The sequence below is a fragment of the Phormidesmis priestleyi ULC007 genome, assembly GCF_003003695.1.
In the GTDB taxonomy this organism is placed as follows: Bacteria; Cyanobacteriota; Cyanobacteriia; order Leptolyngbyales; family Leptolyngbyaceae; genus Phormidesmis_A; species Phormidesmis_A priestleyi_A.
Window position 1 is genome coordinate 1 of the sequence record NZ_PVWG01000027.1, and the last position, 23,204, is coordinate 23,204.

29 protein-coding genes, 1 tRNA gene and 1 pseudogene are annotated in these 23,204 nt (G+C 48.6%); 14 read left to right on the plus strand and 17 right to left on the minus strand.

The window, feature by feature from the left end:
* The 9 genes and pseudogenes from C7B65_RS18270 to C7B65_RS18310 all read right to left on the minus strand — a co-directional run.
* Window positions 1–495 (minus strand): annotated as a pseudogene (locus tag C7B65_RS18270) (hypothetical protein); the annotation flags it as partial.
* 346 nt (window positions 496–841) lie between these two features.
* Complete coding sequence (locus C7B65_RS18275) at window positions 842–1,168, minus strand: DUF5615 family PIN-like protein (RefSeq protein WP_073074120.1); 327 nt, start codon at window positions 1,166–1,168, stop codon at window positions 842–844.
* Window positions 1,152–1,376: a DUF433 domain-containing protein gene (locus C7B65_RS18280; RefSeq protein ID WP_073074121.1), complete on the minus strand. Its 225-nt coding sequence runs from the start codon at window positions 1,374–1,376 to the stop codon at window positions 1,152–1,154. The genes C7B65_RS18275 and C7B65_RS18280 overlap by 17 nt, the downstream gene beginning before the upstream one ends.
* Window positions 1,377–1,482: 106 nt before the next feature.
* Window positions 1,483–1,953 carry a hypothetical protein gene (locus C7B65_RS28435; RefSeq protein ID WP_219898639.1) on the minus strand — a complete coding sequence of 157 codons (471 nt, stop codon included), beginning with the start codon at window positions 1,951–1,953 and terminating at the stop codon, window positions 1,483–1,485.
* A 275-nt stretch (window positions 1,954–2,228) separates the two neighbouring features.
* On the minus strand, window positions 2,229–2,753 hold the full coding sequence (locus tag C7B65_RS18290; RefSeq protein WP_073074122.1) for a DUF421 domain-containing protein: 525 nt from the start codon (window positions 2,751–2,753) through the stop codon (window positions 2,229–2,231).
* Between the two features lie 201 nt (window positions 2,754–2,954).
* Window positions 2,955–3,329 carry a type II toxin-antitoxin system VapC family toxin gene (locus C7B65_RS18295; RefSeq protein ID WP_244913234.1) on the minus strand — a complete coding sequence of 125 codons (375 nt, stop codon included), beginning with the start codon at window positions 3,327–3,329 and terminating at the stop codon, window positions 2,955–2,957.
* A 4-nt stretch (window positions 3,330–3,333) separates the two neighbouring features.
* Complete coding sequence (locus C7B65_RS18300; RefSeq protein WP_073074124.1) at window positions 3,334–3,561, minus strand: hypothetical protein; 228 nt, start codon at window positions 3,559–3,561, stop codon at window positions 3,334–3,336.
* A gap of 45 nt (window positions 3,562–3,606) precedes the next feature.
* On the minus strand, window positions 3,607–4,122 hold the full coding sequence (locus C7B65_RS18305; protein WP_073074125.1) for a hypothetical protein: 516 nt from the start codon (window positions 4,120–4,122) through the stop codon (window positions 3,607–3,609).
* Between the two features lie 216 nt (window positions 4,123–4,338).
* Window positions 4,339–4,827, minus strand: coding sequence for a hypothetical protein (locus tag C7B65_RS18310; RefSeq protein WP_073074126.1), 489 nt, complete (start codon window positions 4,825–4,827; stop codon window positions 4,339–4,341).
* A gap of 450 nt (window positions 4,828–5,277) precedes the next feature.
* Between C7B65_RS18310 and C7B65_RS18315 the strand changes: the two genes are divergently transcribed.
* The 7 genes from C7B65_RS18315 (at window position 5,278) to mltG (ending at window position 12,321) form a co-directional block, all read left to right on the plus strand.
* Window positions 5,278–6,240 (plus strand): integron integrase, encoded by a 963-nt coding sequence (locus C7B65_RS18315; protein ID WP_073074127.1) that lies wholly within the window; start codon window positions 5,278–5,280, stop codon window positions 6,238–6,240.
* Window positions 6,241–6,535: 295 nt separating this feature from the next.
* A complete protein-coding gene (locus C7B65_RS18320; RefSeq protein WP_073074128.1) occupies window positions 6,536–6,907 on the plus strand; it encodes a hypothetical protein in 372 nt (123 codons plus the stop codon).
* A gap of 330 nt (window positions 6,908–7,237) precedes the next feature.
* Entirely contained in the window at window positions 7,238–8,464 is a 1,227-nt protein-coding gene (locus C7B65_RS18325) for a F420-0:Gamma-glutamyl ligase (protein WP_223257441.1), read from the plus strand.
* 4 nt (window positions 8,465–8,468) lie between these two features.
* Window positions 8,469–9,857: a GNAT family N-acetyltransferase gene (locus C7B65_RS18330; RefSeq protein WP_244913235.1), complete on the plus strand. Its 1,389-nt coding sequence runs from the start codon at window positions 8,469–8,471 to the stop codon at window positions 9,855–9,857.
* Window positions 9,835–10,332 carry a Holliday junction resolvase RuvX gene (gene ruvX, locus C7B65_RS18335; protein ID WP_317615833.1) on the plus strand — a complete coding sequence of 166 codons (498 nt, stop codon included), beginning with the start codon at window positions 9,835–9,837 and terminating at the stop codon, window positions 10,330–10,332. The genes C7B65_RS18330 and ruvX overlap by 23 nt, the downstream gene beginning before the upstream one ends.
* 128 nt (window positions 10,333–10,460) lie before the next feature.
* On the plus strand, window positions 10,461–11,024 hold the full coding sequence (locus C7B65_RS18340; protein WP_073074131.1) for a DUF3727 domain-containing protein: 564 nt from the start codon (window positions 10,461–10,463) through the stop codon (window positions 11,022–11,024).
* Between the two features lie 187 nt (window positions 11,025–11,211).
* Complete coding sequence (gene mltG, locus C7B65_RS18345; RefSeq protein WP_073074132.1) at window positions 11,212–12,321, plus strand: endolytic transglycosylase MltG; 1,110 nt, start codon at window positions 11,212–11,214, stop codon at window positions 12,319–12,321.
* Window positions 12,322–12,383: 62 nt separating this feature from the next.
* Here mltG and frr read toward each other — a convergent pair whose 3' ends face one another.
* The 3 genes from frr to C7B65_RS18360 all read right to left on the minus strand — a co-directional run bounded on the left by frr (window position 12,384) and on the right by C7B65_RS18360 (window position 14,330).
* Window positions 12,384–12,932, minus strand: a complete 549-nt coding sequence (frr, locus tag C7B65_RS18350) for a ribosome recycling factor (protein WP_073074133.1) — start codon at window positions 12,930–12,932, stop codon at window positions 12,384–12,386.
* The gene (pyrH, locus tag C7B65_RS18355; RefSeq protein WP_073074134.1) at window positions 12,919–13,647 is read right to left on the minus strand and encodes a UMP kinase; all 729 of its coding nucleotides are present in this window, start codon (window positions 13,645–13,647) and stop codon (window positions 12,919–12,921) included. The genes frr and pyrH overlap by 14 nt, the downstream gene beginning before the upstream one ends.
* A 134-nt stretch (window positions 13,648–13,781) precedes the next feature.
* Complete coding sequence (locus C7B65_RS18360) at window positions 13,782–14,330, minus strand: thioredoxin family protein (RefSeq protein WP_073074135.1); 549 nt, start codon at window positions 14,328–14,330, stop codon at window positions 13,782–13,784.
* A 152-nt stretch (window positions 14,331–14,482) separates the two neighbouring features.
* Here C7B65_RS18360 and C7B65_RS18365 point away from each other — a divergent pair, with 152 nt between their 5' ends.
* Window positions 14,483–15,376, plus strand: a complete 894-nt coding sequence (locus C7B65_RS18365) for an alpha/beta fold hydrolase (RefSeq protein ID WP_073074136.1) — start codon at window positions 14,483–14,485, stop codon at window positions 15,374–15,376.
* Here the strand turns inward: C7B65_RS18365 and pyrE are convergent.
* Entirely contained in the window at window positions 15,373–15,987 is a 615-nt protein-coding gene (pyrE, locus tag C7B65_RS18370) for an orotate phosphoribosyltransferase (protein WP_073074137.1), read from the minus strand. The two genes, C7B65_RS18365 and pyrE, sit on opposite strands and share 4 nt — an antisense overlap.
* A 119-nt stretch (window positions 15,988–16,106) precedes the next feature.
* On the opposite strand from pyrE, the gene C7B65_RS18375 reads away from it, so the two are divergent.
* Window positions 16,107–16,499 (plus strand): hypothetical protein, encoded by a 393-nt coding sequence (locus C7B65_RS18375; protein ID WP_143162080.1) that lies wholly within the window; start codon window positions 16,107–16,109, stop codon window positions 16,497–16,499.
* Window positions 16,500–16,524: 25 nt separating this feature from the next.
* Here the strand turns inward: C7B65_RS18375 and C7B65_RS27920 are convergent.
* Window positions 16,525–16,597 (minus strand) — tRNA-Ile (locus C7B65_RS27920).
* Between the two features lie 142 nt (window positions 16,598–16,739).
* Here C7B65_RS27920 and C7B65_RS18380 point away from each other — a divergent pair.
* Both C7B65_RS18380 and C7B65_RS18385 read left to right on the plus strand, forming a co-directional pair.
* Window positions 16,740–17,396 (plus strand): hypothetical protein, encoded by a 657-nt coding sequence (locus C7B65_RS18380; protein WP_073074139.1) that lies wholly within the window; start codon window positions 16,740–16,742, stop codon window positions 17,394–17,396.
* An 81-nt stretch (window positions 17,397–17,477) separates the two neighbouring features.
* Entirely contained in the window at window positions 17,478–18,944 is a 1,467-nt protein-coding gene (locus tag C7B65_RS18385) for a hemolysin family protein (protein ID WP_073074140.1), read from the plus strand.
* Between the two features lie 23 nt (window positions 18,945–18,967).
* Here the strand turns inward: C7B65_RS18385 and C7B65_RS18390 are convergent, their stop codons facing one another.
* The gene (locus C7B65_RS18390) at window positions 18,968–19,624 is read right to left on the minus strand and encodes a TMEM165/GDT1 family protein (RefSeq protein ID WP_073074167.1); all 657 of its coding nucleotides are present in this window, start codon (window positions 19,622–19,624) and stop codon (window positions 18,968–18,970) included.
* Window positions 19,625–20,105: 481 nt separating this feature from the next.
* Between C7B65_RS18390 and C7B65_RS18395 the strand changes: the two genes are divergently transcribed.
* The 3 genes from C7B65_RS18395 (at window position 20,106) to C7B65_RS18405 (ending at window position 21,216) form a co-directional block, all read left to right on the plus strand.
* Window positions 20,106–20,603: a GNAT family N-acetyltransferase gene (locus C7B65_RS18395; protein ID WP_073074141.1), complete on the plus strand. Its 498-nt coding sequence runs from the start codon at window positions 20,106–20,108 to the stop codon at window positions 20,601–20,603.
* Window positions 20,604–20,789: 186 nt separating this feature from the next.
* Window positions 20,790–20,978 (plus strand): DUF6888 family protein, encoded by a 189-nt coding sequence (locus C7B65_RS18400; RefSeq protein WP_073074142.1) that lies wholly within the window; start codon window positions 20,790–20,792, stop codon window positions 20,976–20,978.
* Entirely contained in the window at window positions 20,965–21,216 is a 252-nt protein-coding gene (locus C7B65_RS18405; protein ID WP_073074143.1) for a DUF6887 family protein, read from the plus strand. Before C7B65_RS18400 ends, C7B65_RS18405 begins: the two co-directional genes overlap by 14 nt.
* An 8-nt stretch (window positions 21,217–21,224) precedes the next feature.
* On the opposite strand, the gene C7B65_RS27925 is transcribed toward C7B65_RS18405, so the two are convergent.
* Together C7B65_RS27925 and C7B65_RS18410 are read right to left on the minus strand one after the other, a co-directional pair.
* A complete protein-coding gene (locus C7B65_RS27925; RefSeq protein ID WP_181314434.1) occupies window positions 21,225–21,365 on the minus strand; it encodes a hypothetical protein in 141 nt (46 codons plus the stop codon).
* A complete protein-coding gene (locus tag C7B65_RS18410; RefSeq protein WP_073074144.1) occupies window positions 21,340–23,064 on the minus strand; it encodes a succinate dehydrogenase/fumarate reductase flavoprotein subunit in 1,725 nt (574 codons plus the stop codon). The genes C7B65_RS27925 and C7B65_RS18410 overlap by 26 nt, the downstream gene beginning before the upstream one ends.
* Window positions 23,065–23,204: the final 140 nt, after the last annotated feature.

The following is a 23,204-nucleotide window of genomic DNA, read 5'->3' on the forward strand; positions in this document are numbered from 1 at the left end:
CCCTTTGCCGTGCCAGATGCAGAAGCTCCAGGGCACTCGCCACTGTCCGATGACCAGATACAGCATGACTAGATGCAACCCCCGTTTGCCATTGAGTACCCGCACCCAGGGGTCAGTCTGCACCGTTGCACTGTCGTCTCCAACCTCCGATGGTAAACTCGTTGCCAGGTGAGCAAACTTGCCACACTTGGGCAGCGTCGTCAGGTCAAGGATCACTTTTAACGTGGTCATGCCGGGAGGCAGGTGCCGCAAAACTTGGTTGAGCATCGCGCGGCGCGTGGCGCGAATCACTCCTACCGTTGACCAGTCGTAGCGATTGAGAAAGCGACTCAAGGCACTCGCGGATTTGCTGGTGCAGTGGGCAGGGATGGCTTGTCCTTGGGCTTGTAGAAACAGTCCGAGCAGCGCTTCGAGACTGCTGCGCTGATGAGGACTAGGCATCAATCCGAGCAAGGTATAGACTAGCGATTGGGCGTACTCAAAGATGGTTTCCATAACCGTCAAACCAAATTACTTCTACGCCCTTTCTTTCAGATTTTCAGCCGTTTGGCAACCCCTTCTTGAGAATGGTGCAAGATCTGAGCTTAGCCACATAACCTAGTTGAGCCGCAACCGCAGGCGGTTGCGGCTCACTTACGAAGAATGCAAATTCGGTTGTCGGTTCCAACGCTAGTTAGATCGTAGCGTCACGAAGATTTTAGTATATAGTACAAGTGAACTAAATGGCGCTGTCGGTCTAACGTTCCGGCTGAGCGGCTGCAAGTAACTTTTGTATCTCCACCGAGATCTCCCTTCAGTCCGCTCCAGCCGGGTTGTTATGCCGCGATCGCTGACACAACTTTCAGGAGCCTCCAACTTCAATCACTTCTCCTGGAGCAACTGTATCCAACACGCTACGAGCATTTGGCATCAGGGGAAGTAAGTCAGAAAGTTTGTTACTGGATGCTACAAGAACAACAGCTGCCACTCCAGCCTGCTGTAGATTTTGCTGATAACGCAAATTTTGATCTGTAGTGAGGAGAATCGTGAAACCCTCTTGGCTCATAAGCCTCAGCAATTCACCGTTCTTTTTCCCTGACCATCCCATCTCAACAACTGTGCGTACCTCGTAATTGGCAAGCTCACGCTTTAACGGGCGTGGGGCACATTCATCAAGCAGGATTCGCATAGGCTGTCAACATTTCCTTGGCTAATTCAAGGGCTGCGATCACCTGTTCTCGACTGACACTAGGGAAATGGTCTAGAAATACCTCTAATGAATCACCAGCCTCAAGATAATCAAGCAGGGTTCTCATTGGCACACGAGTTCCTACAAAAACAGGAGTTCCCCCTAGAATATCGGGGTCGCTATGAACAATTCGGGATGTTAATGTCATAACAAATTCAGCCAAACGACTGCCAGTCTTTGCTTGTAATTATATCCTCAAATCACCTAGGGGCTATTGTTCGAATCGAGATTCGAATTTGGCTCATCTCACCGACTCACTTGACTACTCTACCTACATCTTGCCGCGCACATTCTTCTACAATACCTAACGCAGTCGAAATCACATTTTGAAGATCAGATGTTGCTGAGCCAGAATTCACAAAATCACACACAGCTTTGTTAACTACTTGGGTGGTATGGGCAATTTTTGATTGCTGATTTTTTGAACAATATATGGACACAGCAGATAACCAAACCAATATTTCGCTCAAATCATCAAACCATTCCTTTATTACATCCTTGCCCATCACACTTGTAAGAGTGCTACCTTCAATGGCAAGGCTTGATCGTTTATTTAGTGCCCTGACCAAATACCTGATTGTATTTGAATATGCTTCTACACGCTTATCGCGTATCCATTTTGCATGTTCTTGTTTCGCTTGTAGATAACTTGTAATCAGTGTTCCAGCCATCCCAGCTACTGCACCAATTGCAGCCCCAATCAAGCCTGCTATTGCGGCATCCATAGCTAACTTATTTTTAACAGCAAATCAACAACTCCGCCGCAAGCGGACGGAGTATGAAACAGCCGCTTTTTTTAGTACTTCTTACGCCCCAAGGGGCGGGGAATCTACCCTTGATGAGATTGAAGAGTGAACAAAGAGGCAAAGAGTTGATTCATTGAGGACTAAGCGGCACAACGGTTGTGTTCAACGGCGGCTAGTATTCTTGCATCCCTGCCAAGATCTTTAACACCGTCCGTTGCAATACAGTTGTTAGACGGCAATTACTTGGACTACTCTTATGCAGAAGGGGATGGATAATTATTGACATCATTAAGGGCAGTAGTTGCTGGTTGGGCAGTAGTACGAAGAATACTAAAACTACCATCAGTTTCCAGGATTACCGCCTCAACTTCACTCATCTGACTGATACCTTGGGTGCGAATGGCAGCACGTACTTCTTCAGGAGTTACCCGTTGTGAGCGGAGCGCACTCTGTAGCATTTGTCCCTGGTGAAATAAGAGCGTTGGCTCCGACTTGACTAGCTGTTGAATCGTGGGAAAACGCACAGATAGCCACGCTACGGTAAATTGGAGTGCAATCAGCAACAAGAGGGCAAGCAAACCCTCAGCGAGTGCTACATCTTTTGATAGGAGGATTGTTGCAAGTGTTGAACCGAGAGCAACAGTTACAACTAAGTCAAAGGCGTTCATCTTCGAGAGTGTGCGTTTCCCCGAAAATCGAAGAAAGATCACGAGTGCTGCATAAGCCAAAACGCCAACAACAATGACGCGCCCTAATCCCTGCCACGTATCAAAGAACATTCAATCTCCTGATGTAGGGTAAGCTGGCTCCATAGCAGAGCATATCAAATTGCACCTTCAATATAGTTATGTGAACACAATTACCAGGTCAAGGGCTGTCGATCTAACGTTCCTAGTCAGCGGCGGCAGATAACCTTGGCATTACCACCAAGATCACGATACCGTCCGCTGCACTAGGATTGTTATGCCGCAGGGCGATACTCACCAAGTTACTGTTTGCAGATTCTCGACCTCCTGAAAATGAGCATCACGTGTCACCAAAATCAGATTATGTTGTGATGCAAGGGTTGCAATCCAGATATCATTTTCAGGTAACGGACGACCTTTGAGTCTTAACTTGTTTTTGACCTCACCATACTGTCGAGCAGTTTCAGTATCACACCCAAGCACTGTACTGCTAGCAACCAGCTCATCAATTCTTGCTAAGTTTGCTTGGAATCTCCCCGATTTCCTTGCGCCATAACATAACTCACCAATGGCAATACTTGGAATAAAAACTTCGTTGGCTTGAGCAAGGTTGTTTTTGACTGCTGCTTCATCTGCAAAGAGAGCAATGATAATATTGGTATCCAGCAAGTACCTACCACTCATTGACATCTACCTGTTCACAGCCTTGCTCAATTGCCTCGCACATTAACTGGAGATCTTCAGGCGGTATGGAACCTGCGAAACGCAGCAGTTGCTGCCCTGAAGTACCTCGAACTTGAGATTTCGCCAGTGCTTGGGCAAATTCCAACACCCGCCATTGTAAGTGCTGCGGCATAGCTCTTAACTGCTCAATTACCTCGTCGGTGATGGGTATGTTCATTTTGTCTCCTCCTTGCCATCATTTTAACAATGACTCATTGTTTAATCAGTCCTTCAATTTGTTGATTTCCTCTTGTGATGCATTATACATAACTGTAAGGAGCTTACCACCACTGTAATGAAGTGTTATCACAGCATCATTGTTCTTCGGATCGCACCGAATTGTAGTCCCATCAGGAAGTTTGATATGAAAGTCTAGAATTTCCTCCTGTTTCTGCTTATCACAAAGTCTACGAATCATTTCCTTTAAAGGTTCGATAAACACTTCATCGACTGCCGCATCAAGAAGCTTGCCACCAATATAACCAAGTGCGAGGGTCACAGATGCCTGAAATGCTGGATTCGCGATGATAGCGATGGCAATCTCGACAAACTCATGGGGTACATCATCGTCGGTGTAACCCCAGACTTCTACCCTCCAATTAGGATCATCCTCAAGTGCATCATGAAGAGCTTTTTTTCGACGATTGTGCAATTCGAGCGCACGTGGAGAGTTGTCGCTCAACCCTTCAAATCTATTATCAAGCCGTCTGTACACACCAATCCATAAATTGGGACTCATATTATGGGTTCCTCTCTGTTAAACCTCAAGAATACTGTGTCGAAGAGTCAAGTGCATAACGGTGTTCGTCATCTGCCGTAGACAGCATTTCCATCAAACCGATCAACTCTCGCCAATCAGGCACATGGGCTTTGTTACACCGCATTCAAGTTTATTCAGTTGTGGAGATTAAATTGACTTCTACAATCCTAAATGACTTACTCCCAAGCCATTTCACTAGATTTTGTACTTGTTAGCTATTCTAATTGAATTGACACCTAATTCAATTGCCGAACTGTGAATATTGGCAAGATTTTGATTTTGAGAATCAATTAGTGCCTCAAGCTTTACAATTGTAACTTCAGGCTTTTGCTTATCAACATTTCTTTTAAAGTCAATCATGAAATTTCGATTGTAATCAAGACACGACGAAGATAGTGCCATCAGCTTAGAAGCTTTTTCTTCAAACCGAAATGCGACATCTAATGCAGCCGTCACTGAAATAACAACTCCCAAGCAAGTGTATATGATCATAACTACTTGCTTAACCGTTTCAGGGCTTTTTAAGTTTATCATTACTAATTCTGCAACCGTGTTGGTTGCTACCAAAGCTCCTAAAACAATAATTATAATTTTTGGTAGTTTTGCTCTTCCTAAAAGCGATTGTCCTTCTTTTGATAATAGATCAGCAAGAGCGGCACATTCTTGTTGACGGATTGACACCATATCTGCCAATTCCTTTAACTGATCGAAAATTTTTCGTTTTCAAAAATTGGCATGATTTTTGTAAAAATGCGAAGTAATTACTCAAAACGAAGTTTAACGAAGTTTATTGTCATTCTCTCACTACAAACCTCAAAGCCTCAAAGCACCCCCTTATCAACTACTTCACACTAACTTGACCTTAAACACCAATAGACAATCTTCCTGTATGTCCCCACAGATAACTTAAGGCGGCATAACAACTTATATCGAATTTTTTCTCAGTAATGTCTAGATTCAAGCATTATCGAGAAAATTTTCTTGTGATATCGCCGCTGAGGGACATTATCGAGAATTTTTGCGGATGATATTGCCGCTGTGGGATCTTATCGAAGACTTTTCCGTGAATTCTCAGAGCATCTTTAGCGAAGAGTATGTGATATTTACTACACAAATGGCTTATTGCAAATACGAATGTCTACCTCGCCCAAACTGTTTGAGCGCCTTCATGAAGAGTTTCGCCGTCGCCATTACGCCTATGAAACTGAAAAAAGCTACACTCGCTGGATTAAAGAGTTTATTCAGTTTCACCACATGACTCCCCCACGAGATCTAGGGCGCGAGGCAGTGGAAGCCTTTCTGACGCATCTGGCAGTTAATCAACGGGTGGCTGCTTCCACTCAAAATCAAGCCTTCAGCGCGTTAATCTTTCTCTATCGAGACGTGTATCAAAGAGACACCGATTGGAATCTAGATGCTCTCAGAGCCAGAACGACTCGCTATGTGCCGACCGTATTGTCGCGAGAGGAAACCTTCGCGATTCTCAACCAAATGAGTGGAGTTCCGAAACTGATCGTCCAAGTGCTGTATGGCAGCGGGTTGCGGCTCCGGGAAAGTTTGAACCTGCGCGTCAAAGACCTGGATTTTGCCCAACATCAAATCGTTGTGCGAGACACAAAAGGGCGGGAAAGCCGAGTCACGCCGTTGCCCGATCGGTTAATTGAGCCGTTAACTCAACACTTGCAAACGGTCAAACGTTGGCATGAGATGGATTTGCACCAGGGTTATGGGGCGGTGGTGTTGCCTTATGCGCTCGATCGCAAATATCCGAATGCAAATCGTCAATGGATTTGGCAATTTGTCTTTCCTGCCAAAAGCCGCAATCGTGATCCTCAGAGCGATCAAGTCGGTCGTTATCATTTCCATGCATCGAATGTGCAGAAAGCCCTCAAACAAGCAGTTGGTTTGGCAAAGATTCAAAAGCGCGTTAGTTGCCATACGTTTCGCCATAGTTTTGCCACACATTTGCTGCACAATGACTACGATATTCGCACCGTCCAAGAGTTGTTGGGACACAAAGATGTGAAGACAACCATGATTTATACGCATGTGCTAAACCGAGGTGGGCGCGGCGTGAGAAGTCCGTTGGATGCTTAACTGCACCTGCAAAAATTAAGACTTTAAAGATTCCAAAAAACAAAAAACTCCTGTAGAATACATCGCAGTGATGAAGTTGTGCCCCGAAGCCTGATCTACCAAATCAGACTCCGAGGACTTCCATCCCTAGTTAGAGTCAGTAACTCAGGAGGCGTTCATGATTGTACACCGTCGGCTTTGCTATGGGATCTTGAAAGGCTGGAATCAAGATCCTGCATACTCTTTTCATCCCAATGGAATGTCTGATCAATCAGCATTTTTGTCCTCTTTGAATTAACCAAGAGGACAAAATAATATGGGAGTTAGGACGATCGTTCCTGGCTCGATTTCGTTCACCGTTGAGTTGCGCTGCTCAACCGAAAAACGTTATCGAGTCAGTGTGACTTTGGATTTGCAAGAGCGTTATATCTTCCTTTCGTCTGGCATTCTCGTGAATGTGAGGGACAGCATTGAAGAGTTTGTTTCGCAACTGAGTGAGATTGCATCCAATCAGCTAGCATTGCTCAAATGGGATGGCACGAGTGACTTGACGACTGAATATCAGATTGTTCGAGTGTTGCCGGGCTATCAAGTTGAGCGATCGTTAGCGAAGTTCAACATCGTCTTGGGCAATGGTTCACTGATTCAAGTGGAGGAGTTGCACAACAAAATTACCATTCAACTCTAGAAAATTGGGCATTAGGGAACCGTTGATTATTGAACCCTTCATAGTCATACGGCTCCCTAACCACGCAAATCGTAACTGCAACTTAATTAGATAGCACGCCCTGGTAGGGCGACTTGCTAGACTGTCGCTTCGACTACTTGACTACCGCTGAAACAATTTTTGTTTTGACTCTTTCCCGATCGTTGCCCAAAAATCAGATTCTTGGGACTAACGTCTCCATCAATCGTTAAAGAAGTCATTGACGAGATTTTAGCAGGGGTGAGATTGAAACCTGAAATCTGAACCCTTTTGTTCTAGACTTTGTTACAACGTTAATTAGAGTCAGAACTCGTGGGAATCATCGAGAGCGTTTTCATTGGCATCATCGGCAGCGCGATCGCCTTAGTCATCCTGATCCTGGTAGCCCTCGAAGCGCAATATCGGCAGCGTCCCGGCAATGATTTAGAACTAACTGCTGGCAAGTGGGAGTTTGACCTCTATGAGCCGCAGCGATATCTGCTGGTAGGCAATCTAGAGTTTCGCAACCGCACCCGTCGCCTCGAAGTGATGGTGCCAGAGATTCGAGCCGAGGTAACGCTACTCACATCTGGCAGCTTAGAAGGAGTCACCACGACGACTCACATTATTCCTCGTCACACCGAAGCAACCGCTAGAAGTGATCACTATTGGGAAAGCCGGATCGTCAAAGTCGGGGGAGAAGACCCGATCGAGATCTCGATCGACGTTCAAGGACAAGACCTGAGCGACCTTAAAGTGGCCTGGGTACAGATTCATTACGTCACTTACGGGCCTCAAGGGCGAATTCCTAAAACTCGCCATATCGTAGTGCCGCTCAAGTTTCCTAGCACCGATGACTCTAAGCGCTGGCGACCTGCCGCTAATTCGGACGTTTTGCCGATTCGCACTCACCTGCTCACTGAGTTAGATGATCCCGTTGAAGTCGTGCGTCGTTACGTAGTGCCCCATGCTCAAGCTGGAGACGTAGTGACGATCGGAGAGTCGCCCCTCGCCATTATGCAAGGGCGATTTATTCACCCCAGCGAAATTCATCCTGGATGGCTGGCGACTCGCTTGTGCTATCTGTTTTTGCCGACTTCGAGTTTGGCGACTGCCTGCGGCTTACAGACTTTAATTAACATCGTCGGGCCCGGGCGCGTGTTTGTCGCCTTTGTCGCAGGCGCGATCGGGAAACTTTTTGGTCAACCTGGCTTCTTTTATCGGGTAGCAGGCGATCAAGCTCGACTGATTGATGACGTAACCGGAACACTGCCCCCCTACGACAAATTTATCGTGCTTGGGCCCGATAACGCCCAGGGAATTGTGGATCAAATTCAGCGCGAAACTGGGCTATCTGCTGCGATCGTAGACGTGAATGACTTGAAAGCAGTTAAGATATTGGCAGCGACCTCTAATCTATCGATCAACTTTCTCAAACAGGCGCTGATCACAAACCCGGCTGGGAATGCCGATGAGCAAACCCCTGTCGTCCTGATCCGTCCCACTGAGTCGCTGCTCGATCGCGCCTCTGTCAAGCCTGAGTCTGCTGGCACTCATTAGGGATTTGTCTAAATTTGGCAATGAATATCCCTTAGGGTTGACCCAGATTTTCTGCCAAACTCCTACCCTGAGGGTGAATAGCCGCTTTAACACCATGATTCGAGCCTTTCCTCAGACAAATAATATCGTGATTCGACCAATCCAATATCGCGATTTAGAATCGGTCGAGCAGCTTTGTGCAGAGGCATCAGAAGCAGAAAGCCCCAATTGCTCAATGGTGAGAGAAAAGCCATTAGCGATTCGGCGCTGGTATGGAATTCTCAAGGTTCTCAGTCTGTTTCCCAATCCTTTTCAAGATTCTTTCTGCATCCACGTCGCAGAGTTCAACCAGCAAATTCAAGGATTGATTCAAGTGTCGCCCTTTAACCGGACGGGGACGACTTGGCGCGTCGATCGCGTTGCCGTTGATCCCGTTATTCTGCAAAATGAGGCAGCATCCGAATCAGAAGTGCCGACCACCTCGTTGGTGACTTCTAGCGATATTGGCTCTCTGCTGCTGCGCTATTGTTTAGAAAAAGTTTGGCAAGCCCGCACTTGGATCTTAGAAATCGATATCCACGATAATTCTGCGCTGGCGCTCTATCGCAAAAATGGGTTTCAGCGTCTGGCCCACATGACCTATTGGGGCATCTCTCCTGAGCTTTTGCAAGAGTTGTCGCACCGAGAGCCAGATTTACCCAATCTGTTGCCCGTCAGCAACGCCGATGCTCAGTTGCTCTACCAACTCGACACGATGGCAATGCCGCCGCTCGTGCGTCAAGTCTTCGATCGGCACATTCAAGACTTTAAGACCAGCTTGTTTAGCTCAGTCGCCGAAGGGGTCAGACAGTTGTTTAGCCGCACTGAGTTTGTAAGTGGCTATGTGTTTGAGCCACAGCGCAAAGCGGCGATCGGATATTTTCAGGTGCAGTTGTGCCGCGATGGTTCTCAACCTCACGTTGCTCAACTGACCGTCAACCCTGCCTACACCTGGCTCTATCCTGAGCTAATGGCTCAAATGGCGCGAGTGACGCAAGAAGTCCCGGCACAAGCGTTGCACCTGTCATCATCAGACTATCAGCCTGAGCGAGAAGAATATTTAGAACGCGTCGGAGCCGATCGCATCGCCCACACGCTGGTAATGTCCCGATCGGTGTGGCATAAGCTCCGAGAAGCAAAACCTTCTGCCGTAGAGGGGTTACAGCTTTCTGACGTGCTGCAAGGGCTTCAACCCTCTCGCAAGCCCGTTCCTGGACGGATCTCACTGCTCAAGTCAATCAAGCGAGAAGAGTCTAAGCCAGATTCCACCCACCCTGCAAAACCACCCGCATCTCCCGAATCTGGCAGCAGCGTTCAAGATCTTGTCAATCGAGCGTCTAAAACCGAACCTCGTGGTGAAGATCCTTGCTGTTGAGCCGTCCTCCTGGGATCAAGGTATGAGTATGGAGTTTGTCTCTGCCTTGGGGCTAGATGTCGGTCAAAAGCGGATCGGGGTCGCGGGCTGTGATGGCACAGGACTGATCGCGACCGGGCTAACGACGATCGAGCGCAAATCTTTTCAACAAGTCATTGCTGAATTGCAGGCGATGATCCACGATCGTCAAGTTCAAATCTTAATTATTGGTTTGCCCTACACGATGGATGGATCATTGGGATTCCAGGCAAAGCAAGTGCAAAAATTTGCGAGAGCCATCTCTCACGCCCTTAACCTCCCGATCGAATATGTAGACGAACGGTTGACCAGCTACCAAGCAGAACAGCTCCTTCACGCCGAAAACATTTCACCTTCCCGTAATAAAGGTCTGATCGATCGCAAAGCAGCGTCCATTATTTTGCAACAATGGTTAGATGAACGGAAACTCAAAGAGCGGCTCGGAGCCAAAGCGTAAACAAACCTTTAACCTTTAGGCTCCACCCTTTAGAGAAGGTGCCATTCTGAGGGATACTTTTCTGAGAGCTAAGTGCGATCGCGCCAAGGATCATAATGCCCAAGTCGAATCGAGATAGAGAGAGTCCAATGGATGAAGATAGCATTGATATGGATGCTCCCACCGTCACCCTGACCGATGAGGCAGGGCTAACCCTGATCTGCTACGTCGAGCATTCCCTAGAGGTCGAAGAGCAGGAGTATGTCTTGCTGCTTCCAGTAGACTCTCCTGTAGAAGTTTTTGCTTGGCAAGAAGATGGTGAGGAAGATGAAGCCGTCTTAGTCGAAGATGAGGAAGAATTGAATCGAGTCTTTCCGACGGCTAGAGCGGTTTTAGAAGAGCAAAACCTCACGTTAAAGCGCACGGCTGTGGTGCTGACTGTTGAAGGCGATTTGCCCGATTTTATCGAAGATGAAGACGAATGGGCGGGCGTTGAGTCTGACTCAGAAGACGAGCAAGAAGAACTTCAACTTCTGTCTAGTTTTTATCACGAGGAGCAAGAATATGCCATCTATGCCCCGCTTGATCCCTTCTTCATTCTGGCAAGAATGGACGAAGACGGGCAACCTCACTTACTTTCTCCAGAAGAACTGAAAAAAATCGAGCCGATGCTGCCGATGATTGAAGATCAACTCTTTGATGCAATGGAGTAGTCTTCTGTCGAGGCTCGATCGAGAGCTTGTAGGGACGTTCTACAGAGCGTCCTTATGTTCTTAATAAAGGGCAGTCTGGCAATTTTAATCATTAGAACTTCTAATCAGTCTTGACTAGTGGTGACAGAGCATCGATTATTTGTTCTGACGAGGGCGATCTCTCACTTGTTCAATTCAGACAATCACCATGAAAGCTGTCCAGCGCATTGCAAAAGGGTCATTTTATCTGCTGATCATCTGCTCGGTGCTAGGTCTATCAGCATGGCGGGTACAGGCTTGGTGGAGCTGGGCAAGTGCGCCTGCGATCGAGTCTGCTTCTCAGCAGGGCAAACGAGTCATAATTCAAATCCCGCAGGGAACCTCAGCACAGCAGATCGGCCAAGAACTAGAGACCGCAGGGCTAATTAAATCGGCAAAAGCCTGGGAACTGTGGGCCCGATGGTTGATGTGGAAGCAGCCAGATGGAGGCTTTCAGGCAGGGAACTATGAGCTATCGACCGCCGAACCTCTGCAAGCGATCGCGCAAAAAATCTGGACGGGTGAAGTCGCTCAACGCAGTTTCACCATTCCTGAAGGCTGGTCGCTCAGACAAATGGCCAGTTATTTTGAGCAACAGGGGTTCTTCAAGGCGCAAGACTTTCTGACCGCTGCCAGCCAACTTCCAACGGGCAAATATCCCTGGCTGCCGACGGGTGTTGCGAGCTTAGAGGGCTTTCTTTACCCCGATACTTACCAAATTTCTGCTGGGGCGCAAGTTACGCCGACTGAGGTGATTACCCAAATGCTCGATCGCTTTGAGCAGGTCGCATTACCTCTCTATAATCAAGAGCGCGATCGCACCCAGTTCTCGCTGGCGCAGTGGGTAACCTTGGCTAGCATTGTCGAAAAAGAAGCAGTAGTCGCCGCCGAACGACCTCGGATCGCCGGGGTGTTTACCAATCGGTTAAAACAAAACATTCCGTTAGGATCTGATCCAACGGTTGAATATGCGCTAGGCGTTCAGCAGACTAAAGAGCAGCCGCTGACGCTAGAGCAAGTGAAAGTGGAGTCTCCCTACAATACTTATATCAATGCTGGGCTGCCGCCTGCTCCGATCGCGAGTCCAGGTCTCGCGAGTCTGAAAGCGACGTTAGCACCCGAAGTCACTGACTATCTCTACTTTGTCGCGAAATATGATGGCACTCATGTGTTTAGCCGTACGTTAGGTGAGCATGAATCAGCCCAGGGAACGATTCGAGATACGATCGACAAACGCGCTACAAAACCTCAAGAGAAGCCCAAAAAACCTGGAAATTAAAAAGCGGCAGTTGATTATTCATCACCTGACCGCTCGTAAATTGAGGCTTCAATCTTTGCAGATTAGACCGTTGTAATGTCTTTTTCTTTTTCTGCCAAAACTCTTTCCACTTCAGCGACATATTTGTCGGTTAGCTTTTGAATTTTGTCTTGAATATCTTTTGATTCGTCTTCAGATACTTCCTTGGCTTTCTCTTGCTTTTTCACCGCATCAACCGCATCACGGCGAATATTCCGAACCGAGACTTTGCCCTCTTCAGAATATTTAGTTGCCAGTTTTACGAGTTCTTTGCGCCGATCGCTCGTCAAGGGCGGAATATTTAACCGAATCGTTGACCCGTCATTGTTGGGCATTAACCCCAAACCAGACATTGAGATCGCTTTCTCAATGAGCGCCATGCTGCTTCGATCGTAAGGCTGAATCTGAATCGTGCTCGAATCAGGCGTACTGATATTAGCGAGAGCCTTGAGAGACGTAGGAGTCCCATAATATTCGACCGACACCTTATCTAAAAGACTGGTGCTGGCTCGACCCGTCCGAATGGTATTAAAAGACCGTTGAGTGGCTTCGATCGCCTTCTTCATATGGTCTTCGACATCAGCAAACTTCACACAAACCTCCGACAATCGTTCCGATAGATTCTCCCATCACAGCGCGGCGCACATTTCCTGTCACCGACAAATCAAAGACAACGATGGGAATATTGTTATCTTTACACAACGCGATGGCAGTGCTGTCCATCACTTTCAAATCGTGGGTCAACACATGCGAATAAGTGAGACTTTGAAAACGCCGCGCATTGGGGTTGTGGGCTGGGTCGGCATCATATACCCCATCTACTTTCGTCGCTTTGAACAGCACATCTGCGCTAATTTCGGCCGCTCTCAGCGCAGCCGTTGTATCGGTGGTGAAGAAGGGATTGCCAGACCCCGCCCCAAAGATCACGACCCGACCTTTTTCGAGGTGACGAATGGCGCGGCGACGAATGTAGGGTTCGGCGACTTCTTGCATCGCGATCGCCGTTTGCACTCGTGTGGGCACTCCAAGGTGCTCTAAGGCATCTTGCAGGGTCATTGCATTCATGACGGTGGCAATCATGCCAATGTAGTCTGCGGTGGCTCGATCCATGCCTGCTGCCGCACCTTTGACTCCTCGAAAAATATTACCGCCTCCGACGACGATCGCGATTTGCACTCCAGTGGCCGCGATTTCTGACACTTCTTCGGCAATCCCATTGACTACGGCAGGATCAATCCCGTAGGATAGGTCGCCCATCAGGGCTTCACCACTGAGCTTCAGCAGAATCCGCCGATAAGTTATTCCCATTTAACGATGACTTGCGTGACTTCAATTGCTTTCACCTAAAGATAGCAGTAGATTAGACGCTTTTATCATTTCTGCCTGCGAGAGCAATGCCCGACCCACACAATCTTCATGTCGAGCGATCGCGTCTCTGATTCCTAACTATTACGCCATTTAATAGAACAGCCGATCGGGTCAGTTGAGGTGGGAGCGATCGCCTCTCCAGCCAAAACTCTGGCGATCGCGTCTCTCAAATAGTTCGTTTTGACGGGTTTTGAATCTTCTGGGTTGTCATCGATCGCGCCGTTATAGCAAAGCACACCTTGCTGATTGAGCAGAAACACATGAGGCGTTTTCTTTGCCCCAAACGCATTCGCGACTTCTTGAGTGACATCTCGAATGTAGGGAAAATTGATTTGGTTGCCTGCCGCAAAGGGTTTCATTTTCTCAAAGCTGTCTTCAGGAAACTGCTCCGCATCGTTGGGGTTAATGCCAATCAGCGTCAAGCCTTGCCCCTCAAAATCGCTTTGAATCTGCTTCAGACGATCGACATACATCTTCACGTAAGGGCAGTGGTTGCACATAAACACCACTACAACGGCGTGAGACTGTTCGAGATATCGAGCGAGATGATGCACCGAGCCGTCGATTCCGGGGAGTTCAAAATCCGGAGCGTAACCGCCAATCTGAGTTCCGATCGTGTCCATAAACTCAACTTACAGGGTGAAAGAGTGAAACTTTATATAGTAATCGCATCCGATCGTGACACAAAAAGGTTCAAGGTTTAAAGGGCATCGAACTTAGCGCTTAACCGTTAAGCTAGACTACATAAAAGTTCATAATTTTCTGATCGAGTCCTATGGTGACTTCTGCTTCTCCCGCGATCGACAATAAAACCTGGATATGGAAAGGCTTTAAGATTGCTTACCAGGCTCAAGGCAGCGAAGGGCCTGCCGTCGTTCTGATTCATGGTTTTGGGGCCTCGTTTTATCACTGGCGCAAAAATACGCCAGAGTTAGCAAAAACTTGCCGAGTCTATGCGCTTGATTTAATTGGGTTTGGTAAATCAGAAAAGCCTGTGCCGATCGAGCAAGTTGACTATACGTTTGAAACGTGGGGACAGCAGATTGCAGATTTTTGTCGTGAAGTTGTGGGTGAATCAGCGTTTTTGGTCGGAAACTCGATCGGGTGTATTGCCGTGATGCAGGCTGCCGTCGATCACCCAGAAATCGCACGAGGATTGGCGTTAATCAACTGTTCGTTGAGATTGCTGCACGATCGTAAGCGCATTGGGCAACCCTGGTTCAAACGGGTGGGTGCGCCCGTCTTGCAAGGAATTCTCAAGCGAAAATGGGTGGGCGATCTGTTTTTTAAGCAACTTGCACAGCCCAAGACGGTGCGTAATATTTTGCTGAAAGCTTATGGACGATCGGAAGCCGTCACCGATGAGCTAGTCGAGTTATTGATGGGAGCCGCCCGCGATCAGGGTGCAGCAGCCGTTTTTGTCGCATTCACAGGCTATTCTCAAGGGCCGTTGCCAGAAGATTTATTCCCAAAGTTGCCTTGCCCAGCAATTATTTTGTGGGGAGCAAAAGACCCGTGGGAACCGATCGAGCTTGGTAAAGCCTTTGCAAACTATCCTCAAGTCGAGAAATTTATTCCGTTAGAAGGGGTGGGTCATTGTCCCCAAGACGAAGCGCCAGAACTCGTTAACCCGATTTTACAAGAATGGATTTTGTCACATTCAAGCTAGGCGTGGAGTTCCTGCCAGCGTTTTTGCAGATCTTGAATCGTGAAAACGGCTTGAAACTTTACACCTACTTTCTCGTAGAATTCTGCGCCGCCTTGCTGGCGATCAACCAGCGTAATCACTTCTTCAACCTGATAGCCTGCTTCTCGCAGCCGATCGACCGCTTTCATCGCCGATTGCCCCGTCGTCACTACATCTTCTAACACCACAACCGGGCTACCCTCTGGCAAAGTCAGACCCTCAATATAAGCCTGAGTGCCATGCCCTTTAACTTCTTTGCGAACGATCAACGCTGCCAGCGATCGCCCCTCATAAGCTGCGACCACACTAGCAGCAGTCACGATCGGGTCTGCGCCCAAGGTCAAGCCAGCCACCGCCACGGTTTCAGGTGAAATGTAGGGCAACAAAATTCGTCCGACTGCCAAACCGCCTTGAGGGTGCAGCGTCACCTGTTTGCCATTGATGTAATAGGTGCTTTTCTGACCCGAAGAGAGCAAAAAATCGCCTTCTCGATAGGCGACTTCACAAAATAGATCCAATAACGCTTGACGAAGAGCAGGCAACTCTGCGATCGCCCAAGGAAAGTTTGCAGAAGATTGGGACAGATTTGTCATAGGTAGGGCAAACTAGAGTTATTAATTATTGAGAAGATAGCGTTGCGAACCAGGTCAAGACTCTGGTTTTAAACATCAATCCAAAGTTAAACTTTAGCGGAATAGTGGAGACAAATTCTATGGATGTGAGGTCAAAGAGTGTGTTGAGCCTAATGGCTCTAGCGGCTGCTTCTACAGTTTCTACGGCAGCCATGGCTCAAGAAAAACCTGTAGCGACGTTTAAGCCTCTTGTAAGCATTCCCGATGCGGTCGATCGGGCGTTTTTTGGGTCGGCTGAAAGTTTTCAGGATGTCGGACGACAGACCGGAGCGCTGATTGGGGTGCCTAAATTTCCAGAGAATGCGATCGCTCGTGATGCCGCTCACGTTCATCGGATCTATCGAGATCTGCTATATCAGCAAGTCTCTAGCGGCCCGATTATTCGCACGGTAGATTTGCCAAACCCTTACAACACATCAATTTTGACCCTTCCTAAAACCAATGTCAGCAACCGCGTGATCGGCTCTGAGTGAGTGTTTGAGCGGTAAATCTCACCAATGCGCCGTGCTGGAATCGAACCAGCCTGAAGGCGAATTATGAGTTCGCTACCTCCCCAATCGGTCAACGGCGCAGACGGGTTTGTGTAACATTTTAGCTTGAGTTTCGCGGTTGTCTCTCAGCCGCGATATTTTTTTTTAATAGCGGGTGTTCTCGATCGTGTTTAGCGAATACAATTCAGGTCAAACCGCATTCACTTATCTTGATCACGATCGATGCGAATTAATTCTACAGTTGCCCTCACCTTTATTTTGCTGACCTTGATGTTTGGTGCAGGCATTGTGACAGGGGCTTGGGGGTTTGCGATCGGACGAGAAGCCCTGAAGGGAATTACGCAGCCCGATGCCCGCCCCACTAACAAAGTGGGCAAGAAAAATGGCTCGACCCGAACCTCAGACGCGCTAGTGGTTTTGCAAGAAGATGACATTATCAAGAAGGTGAAGACGCGCTTGAATGGAAATGCAAAGTCGGCAACTGCCAGCATTGCCCCGCCCAAACCAGAGCCAGAGAAACAGGTGACTAATTCTGCCAAGTTTCCGATCGTCAGTCAAGACAAGGGTGTGACCGTAGAAGTGAGCGGCGTGCGGCGGCGGGGAGACTCAGTGGTGTTTGATGTCTCGATGAAAAACGAGGGCAGCCAATCGGTTAAATTTCTCTACAGCTTTTTAAACATCACGGATGAACAGGGACGAGTGCTCAGTGCCGACACCGATGGTTTGCCAACCGAGTTGCCGCCCAATAATCAGAAATTTACTGGAACGGTTTCGCTTTCGACCGCCTTGCTTGACAAAGCCCAAAAAATCTCGATCCAGCTAACCGACTACCCTGATCAAAAGCTCCAACTGCGGATGGCTGACATCCCAGTCAAGTAAGCGCAAACTAGCAAGATTCGGAACGCCATCTAATTTTTCTGATTGCCCTCGCGGTGCATTGTTTATTGGTTTTCTTCGCAAATGATTGCCCCTTTTGCGGTCGGTTTGGTGTCGAGTGTTCCTCAAAGTCTGAGTTGGACTGAGGTGGCGCTAAGGTTTTTGTCGGTTTTGCTGCTAATCACGATTAATGCGTTTTTTGTGACAGCAGAATTTGCGATCGTCTCCGTGCGGCGATCGCGGATCAATCAACTGGTTGACGCGGGAGACGTTCAAGCTCGAACCGTGCAGAATTTGCAGCGCAGTATCGATCGGGTACTGTCTACGACTCAGCTAGGCATCACACTGTCGAGTTTGGCGCTGGGCTGGATCGGCGAAAGCACGATGGCAGTCATCGTCGCAAGCTGGATTGCTCAGTTGCCGTTTTCGCCCGCGGTCGTGCAAACGCTCTCGCACTCGCTGGCGATTCCCCTCGCGTTTTTGCTGATTGCCTATTTGCAAATCGTGTTGGGTGAACTGTGCCCCAAGGCGGTGGCGATGCTCTACGCGGAGGAGATCGCTCGATTTTTGGGCCCGTTTAGTTTGGCGATCGCTCGATTTTTTAACCCATTTATCTGGGTTCTCAATCAGTCTACGCGCTTGCTGCTGCGGCTGATCGGCATCCAATATACCGGGCAGGAGTGGTATAACCAGGTGACTCCTGAAGAGTTGCAGCTTATTATCTCGACTTCTAGCGAATCGACGGGGTTAGAAGCTGAAGAACGCGAGATTTTGAGTAATGTCTTTGAGTTTGGAGATGTTCCGGCAACTGATGTCATGATCCAGCGTCCGAGTATGACGACGCTGTGGGTGGATGCCACAGTTCGAGATTTGCTAGAAGAAGTGGCTCACTCTGGGCATTCTCGCTACCCAGTCATTGGCGACTCGCTGGATGATGTCTGCGGCATGATTCACTTTAAGGAGCTTGCAGAACCGTTAGTGCAGGGAACATTGACCTTAGACAGCCCGATTAAGTCGTGGATTCATCCGGCTCGATTTGTGCCTGAATATACGCCCTTAGGAGAACTGCTGACTTTGATGCAGCGATCGCGAATGCACATGGTTGTCGTGGTCGATGAGTTTGGTGGCACTGCGGGGTTAGTCACGATTCAAGACATTATCAGTCAAATTATTGGAGACAGCCCTGAACCGCAGGGTGATGGAGAACTTTCGATTCAGATTTTAGACGAAAACACCTTCCTAATTCAGGCGCAGACGAATTTAGAAGAAGTGAATGAAGAACTGAATCTAGACTTTCCCCTGGCGGAAGAGTATCAGACGATCGGCGGTTTTTTATTTTATCAATGGCAAAAGATTCCGGGGCCGGGAGAAACGCTGCAATATGGCAACTGTGAGTTGACGGTGATTTCTGCTGAAGGGCCGCGATTGCATCAAATTCAAGTGCGGCGGATTGAACCCTCAGATGGGACTCGGTCGCGCGATCAAAAACCCTCAAACCAAATCGAAACGAGCGTCAGAGAGTCGCGTCGAAGATTAGATGAATCACTCTAAAAAGATCCGTCATTAGAGCGTCTTTAAGTGCCCTCAAACCAAGCGACCCCCGCAAACAATAAAAACAAAATGCCTCCTAATTGGGTGACAGTTCGTTCTGAGATGCGACCAGCAATAAGTTTGCCACCGATCACGGCGATCGCGGCACAAATCGTGTGTCCAGCAATCGCGCCCAACGTCACCCCAACGGGATTGTGAGCAGCAGCCAGCGCGATCGTAGCGAACTGAGTGCGATCGCCCCACTCACCCACAAAAACCAGCCCAAACGCTTCTAAACAAATCGCAAAGGGCGTTTTCTTTTTGAGCTTGACTTCGGCTTGAGAGATGGCGGCGATCGCGTCTCGCTCTGCATCAGAAGCACACTCAAGATAGTCGTCATCGGCGGCTAGGGTGCGATCGCTGCATTCAGGCCGCATTTGATGAGCGTCGTAGAGCAGCTTGATGCCAAACGCGACAAACAGCACGATCGCAGCGTAATGAGTCAAGTCTCTGGGCAGCAGTGACACGACCCGTCCTAAACTAACAGACAAGATGGTCATTGCAGCAAGCGCAAGTACAGCCCCGGCAAACACATAGCGGCGACGGTGACGCATCGCTAAACACATGGCGATAAAAAACGTCTTGTCGCCCAACTCAGAGACGGTAATGAGTAATAAACCCGCAGTAAAGGCAGTTAACACGCTCTCAAGCTCCCCAGAATCAACAGTGTAGAGATTTTCTGAGTGGGCTTGATGAGGGTGCAACGACTCCACCAAGCTCACATCAGATGTGAACTCAGTGAAGGTCTCGCTTGCAAACTGGGTTTCAGGTTCGGGAAGAGTGAGCTTGTCTGCTCAATTCTTTGATCCCTAATCTCTGACCCATATTTGTCACTTGAACCAGGCTCATCACCAGTATGTTGATTCAAGTGGGCTGGTGTTTGTTGACCAGCAGCTACTCCCCTTCAAACTGATGTAATTATACTTGTCTTTGGGGAGATGCGCGATCGAAGTTCCGCTTTTTTAGAGCGATCTATGCAAATCTGGGGGGATCTGTGGAAGCCTTCCGTCTATCGATCGGTTTTAGAATAATAGGCAGAAACGTTCAGCCCAACAACAGTTATACTGCTGGCGTTTTAGTTGGGGCAGCATTTGAAGCTTATCTGTTGAGGAAGCCTGAATCATGGATGTAGAAATTGTTCCTTGCTCCGTTGAACACCTTGAAAAGTTGATTGAGGGCGCAGATGCTTTTCTAAAAGCTTACGGGCTTCAAGTGGTCGATGGGTATATGCCTTTTGAAGGGGCACTTCAATACATTTTGAACCAGATGCAAGGTTCGCAAATTTGGCATCCTTGGCTACCGTATCTGTTTCTTTTTCGTCCTGACCAGGCGTTGGTTGGGCTTGGAGGCTTCAAATCAGTTCCAGATTCTAAGCGCACCATTGAGATTGGTTACTCTGTCGCCCCAAATTATCAGGGCAGAGGGTTTGCAACTTCTGCGGCACGTCAGCTGATTGAGATAGCGTTTGGGTCAAAGTTAGTGGACTGTGTTTGCGCTCACACACTGGCAGAACATAATGCATCGACTAGAGTATTGAAGAAGTGCGGGATGACCAAAGGATCAGAGACTATCGATCCTGATGTTGGAAATCTGTGGAGGTGGGAGATTAGCGCCGTATAACAACCGTGGGGCAACGGACAGTAGGGAAGATCTTGGCGCTGAGTTCGAGGTTGCTTACCGCCGATGATCACTAACGTTAGATCGTTAATTCCCGAAATCTGGTTGACTTCTCGGATGTAGTCTTCGATCGCAGGGTTAACTAGAAACAATTGCTAAAATGAGCAGCAGATGGTGTGACTAATCAAAATGCCCACTGCTTCTCAACTGGCGAGTCTGTATCGGATCGGATATCAATTGACGTTTACGATGCTTCAACCCGTACATCTAATTTGCGTTGATATGCGAACTCGCAATGTGTACGTCCTCGCTGGATCTGACGAAGAGCTTGAGTTCCAAATTTTGCCCAACGGAGCGTTATCTGATGAGCCAGACTGATTATGATGCAATGTCTGACGCTGAATTGAAACAGTATTTTCTCAAGCATCGGGGAGATAAAGCCGCTTTTCAAGCCTATTTAGACAGAATTAATCAGCGTCCGCGCAGGATTATTGCGAGTCCCGATGACCCTGATTTCGATGAAAAAGTTCAAACGGCGATTCGGCAAAAGCTAGAAGCGGCTAAAAGCGGCAGGAGTCAGCAGCCTCCCCATGATGCATTGGAGCCGACCGATTAAAGTTTTTCCTAAGCGGCGCATCCTAGTGTTGAGACGGCGGCGATCGCACCCATCAAAATTCCTAAAATCTGGTTGACTTCTCGGATGTAGTATTCGATCGCGTTAATACGAACCGTTTTTCCTTTAATATTTGCGTTCTTGTGGCTCAAACATGTTAACAACAACGGGCACATAGTCGAGATCGATGCCAGCCGGAGAGTAGTAGGCGAGTGTGTGCTTGAGAAAGTTTCGATCGTCTCGCTGTGAGAAGTCTTCGCGGAAGTGTGAGCCTCGGCTCTCTTGTCGGCTGAGGGCAGACGTGAGGATCATGTCACCCACAACGAGCAGACTTCTTAGCTCCAAGGCTTCTGTGATTTCAGTGTTCCAGAGTGTGCCTTTGTCGTCGAGCCGAATTTGCGTGTATTTCTGCTGGATTTCTTTGAGCTTCGCCAGTCCGGTTCGCATCACTTCTTCCGTTCTAAAAACGCCGCAGTGGTCAGTCATGCAGTCTTGATAGGCTTGGCGAATTTCGGCGATGCGATACTGTCCGGGCTGGTCGAGGAGGGTCTGAATTTGAGTTTCAGTTTCGGTGATGTAGCGATCGCCATCCACCTCTGGCAATTTACGGGTTTGGATATATTGCGCGATCGCCGCACCCGTTCTGCGCCCATAAACCACGCACTCTAAAAGCGAATTGCTGCCCAGCCGATTTGCTCCATGCACTGACACACACGCCGCTTCTCCTGCTGCGAAGAATCCTTCGACTAGATCATTCGCACTGCTTCTCACCCGCCCGTCAGTGTTGACCGGAATGCCGCCCATTGAGTAGTGAACTGTGGGACGAATCGCCATCGGCTGCGTCACCGCATCAATGCCTAAAAAACGATGGGCTTCTTCCCAGCAGAAGGGCAGGCGGCTCATGATCTTTTCTTTCCCCATGTGGCGCAAGTCTAAATAGACAAACGAACCGCCCTTTGTGCCGTCGAGATTGACTCCTCGACCTGCGCGAACTTCGTAGGTGATGGCGCGGGAGGTGATATCGCGGGGGGCAAGCTCCATGCGAGAAGGGGCGTAGGTTGCCATGAAGCGATCGCCCTCGCTGTTAATCAAATAAGCTCCTTCTCCGCGCACGGCTTCGGAGATCAAAACGCCGACGGGCAATCCGGTCGGGTGAAACTGCACAAACTCCATGTCTTCGAGGGGCAAACCTGCCATAGCGGTCATGGCTAACCCGTCACCCGTCGAGGCGTAATCGTTAGAGGTGGTGTTATAAACGCGACCATAGCCGCCTGTGGCAAACATCACGGCTTTTGCTCTGACAACTTCCAGCGTTCCGTCTTGGATGTTTCGCATGACGATGCCTTTTGCCTGTCCTTCTTCGAGAATCAGGCGGGTGACATACCATTCTTCGTAGACTTTAACGCCGTGTTTCATCAAGTTGCAGATTAGCTCGTGCAAAATGGCGTGTCCGGTTTTGTCGGCGGCATAACAGGTGCGGTTGTGGGAGTGTCCGCCAAACGCGCGTTGAGCGATTCTGCCATCAGGGAGGCGAGAGAACAAGACTCCCATGTGTTCTAAGTCGATCACAACATCTGCCGCTTCTTGAGTCAGAATGGCAACCGCATCTTGATCAGCAAGATAATCTGAACCCTTGACCGTATCGAAGGCGTGAGCTTCCCATGTGTCAGTTGCATCCACATTCTTGAGGGTTGCTGCCATGCCGCCCTGTGCTGCAACCGAGTGCGATCGAATCGGGTGAGTTTTTGCGACTAAGCCGACGCTGAGACTGGGGTTTGTGCGAACAATTTCTAAAGCAGCACGAGAACCTGCTAATCCGCCGCCAACGATGATTACGTCGTGATCGATCATGATGAAGGGTAAAAAGTGAAACGCTAAAAGTCGAATATCCTGGAGGTAGATTACGCGATGTGCGAAGAACCCTCACCCCCAACCCCTCTCCTACGGGAGAGGGGGCTTTCAATCAATCTCTGGTTCCCTCTCTTTGGGGA